The sequence below is a fragment of the Chitinophaga sp. genome (assembly GCF_036569185.1).
Lineage (GTDB): Bacteria > Bacteroidota > Bacteroidia > Chitinophagales > Chitinophagaceae > Chitinophaga.
The window spans coordinates 1-3,053 of record NZ_DATCRD010000194.1; the positions used below are offsets into that span (position 1 = coordinate 1).

Consider the following 3,053-nt stretch of genomic DNA (forward strand, 5'->3'; position numbering starts at 1 on the left):
TTCCATATCCTTCTTCACTTTGGCAATAGATTTCTCCATCTGCGGGATGGTTTTCACACCAGCCGCAGATGATTTTGCATATGCCATTGCATCCTCTGCCACTAACTGTACCTCATCATGGATGGCCATCGGTGAATTCTCGTCGAAGTGTTTGATTTCCAGGACAGAAGTTTGTCCCAGGATCTGTTCCTTGCTCTTACGCACGGTACGCGGTGTAATATTATGCTCCAGGTTAAATGCCATCTGCTTCTCCCGGCGGCGATCAGTCTCATCTATAGTACGCTGCATACTTTCTGTGATCTTATCGGCATAAAAGATCACCAACCCATCCACATTACGTGCCGCACGCCCCGCTGTTTGTGTCAGTGAGCGCTCATCCCTTAGAAATCCTTCCTTATCCGCATCCAGGATAGCTACCAGCGATACTTCCGGCAAGTCAAGCCCCTCCCTCAGCAGGTTTACCCCTACCAGTACATCTATATTACCCAACCTCAGATCGCGTAATATTTCAATACGCTCCAGGGTATCCACTTCAGAGTGGATGTAGCGCGACTTAATATTAATACGCCCAAGATATTTGTCCATTTCCTCGGCCATGCGTTTTGTAAGGGTGGTTACCAGTACACGGTCGCCCTTTTGCACGCGTTTGTCTATTTCATCCAGCAGGTCGTCTACCTGGTTCACACTGGGTCTTACTTCTATAGGCGGTTCCAGCAGGCCTGTGGGCCGAACCACCTGCTCCACTACCACGCCCTCTGTTTTCTTCAGCTCATAGTCGCCCGGAGTGGCGCTTACAAATATGACCTGGTTCAACATATTCTCAAATTCATAAAAGTTCAGCGGCCGGTTATCCAGCGCAGAAGGCAGGCGGAATCCAAATTCCACCAGGTTCAGTTTACGGGATCTGTCGCCTCCGTACATAGCGCCAATCTGCGGAATGGTTACATGGCTTTCATCTACCACCAACAGGAAATCCTTCGGGAAATAATCCAGCAGGCAGAATGGCCGTGCGCCTGGCTTACGACGATCCAGGAACCTGGAATAGTTTTCAATACCGCTGCAATATCCCAGCTCACGGATCATTTCCACATCATAGTTAACCCTGTCGGATAAACGTTGTGCTTCTATCAGCTTACCATTGGCTTTAAAATATTCCACCTGCGCCTTCAGTTCATCCTGTATTTCATATATGATCTGTTGCATCATGTCTTTAGGAGCCAGGTACATGTTTGCAGGAAAGATAGCTGCGTTCTCTACTACTGTGATCCGCTTACTGTTCTGTACATCAATGGTTTCTATCTCTTCTATCTCATCTCCAAAAAAAGTAATCCGGTAACCATAATCCACATAAGGCAGGTTAATATCAAGAGTATCTCCCTTCACCCGGAAATTTCCCCGGTTAAAATCGCCGGTAGTACGGCTGTACAGGGAATTTACCAGGTTGTGGAGCAACATATTGCGACTCACTGTTTGTCCTTTCTGGATGCGGATGATACCATTTTCATAATCGGTAGGGTTACCAATACCGTAAATACAGGATACGCTGGCCACCACTATAATGTCTCTCCTGCCGGAAAGCAGGTTAGACGTGGCTTTCAGCCGGAGTTTATCCAGTTCCTCATTAATGGCCAGGTCTTTTTCTATATAGGTATCACTCACCGGCATATACGCTTCCGGCTGGTAATAATCATAATAGGAAACATAATACTCCACCGCGTTATCCGGGAAAAATTGCCTCAGTTCGCCGTACAGCTGGGCCACCAGCGTTTTATTATGGGTAAGCACCAGGGTAGGGCGCTGTACCTGCTGGATAACATTGGCTACTGTAAATGTTTTACCGGAACCGGTTACTCCCAGCAACGTCTGGAAGGGTTCTCCTTCGTTTATTCCTTTCGTTAATTGTCTGATCGCTTCCGGCTGGTCACCAGCGGGAGCGTATGGCGCATGTATATTAAAAGACATATTGAAATTATATTTGAGCAGTATCCGTAAAAATACTAAAGAATATGGAAGTGAAAGTGTTAAAAAAGATGCTTTAATTTGCTGCCACAATCAAGAACGGACTTATGAGAAAAAAAATTTTAACGGGGCTGATACTGGCCTTCCTGGTACCCCTTGCCTCTTTTGCCTGGGGCCCCAACGGCCACCGTATTACCGCCGAAATAGCCTGGCTTCATCTTACCCCCCAAGCCCGTAAAGCCATTACCAACATCCTGGGCAAACAAAGCCTGGCAATGATCGCCAACTGGCCTGATTTTATCAAATCAGACACTACGCATCAGTACGATCATACCAGTAAATGGCATTACCTTGATTTCCCCGGTCATATAGACCGTGCACAGTTTGACCAGCTACTGAAGGCTGCTACCGGTGAAAACCTGTACACCCAAACACTGGCCATGATAAAGGAGTTGAAAAACCGTAATCTGTCAAAAGATAAAAAACGGTTTGCCCTCACTTTCCTGGTTCACATGATAGGCGACATGCATCAGCCACTGCACGTAGGCCGTGATGAAGATATGGGTGGCAACAAAATTGCCGTGACCTGGTTCGATAAGCCATCGAACCTGCATAGGGTATGGGATGAGCAACTGATCGACTTCCAGCAGCTGAGCTATACAGAATACACAAAGGCGCTGGATATCGCTTCGGCAGCGGAAGTAAAAGCCATGCAACGGGGCTCTATTGCCGACTGGATGTTTGACTCACACCAGCTTTCCGACCAGATTTACGCCTATACCCAGCCTGATTCCAAGCTTAGCTACCGTTATAATTATGTTTTTGCGGACAACCTGAATCAACAGCTGCTGAAGGGCGGGCTGCGGCTGGCGGCTATCCTCAACGCGATATATAAATAAATTGGGTCGCCTCCGGCGACTGTAGCGGATTTTGTCTGACTCAGAATTAAACTGATTTTGCAAATTAATTTGATTTTTTTATAAACTATTAAGGGAGATAAAAGCGAATAGTTCGCTTTTATCTCCCTTAATAGTTTATAAAAAAATCAAATTAATCTGCAAAATCAGTTTAATCCTGAGTCAGACAAAATCCGC

General features: G+C 46.3%; 2 protein-coding genes. One reads left to right on the plus strand and one right to left on the minus strand.

What is annotated here, in order from left to right; all coding sequences use genetic code 11:
* A partial coding sequence (uvrB, locus tag VIM72_RS14885; protein WP_332003616.1) for an excinuclease ABC subunit UvrB occupies window positions 1–1,962 on the minus strand: 1,962 nt, incomplete at its 3' end.
* Between the two features lie 104 nt (window positions 1,963–2,066).
* Here uvrB and VIM72_RS14890 point away from each other — a divergent pair.
* A complete protein-coding gene (locus tag VIM72_RS14890) occupies window positions 2,067–2,858 on the plus strand; it encodes a S1/P1 nuclease (RefSeq protein ID WP_332003618.1) in 792 nt (263 codons plus the stop codon).
* Window positions 2,859–3,053: the final 195 nt, after the last annotated feature.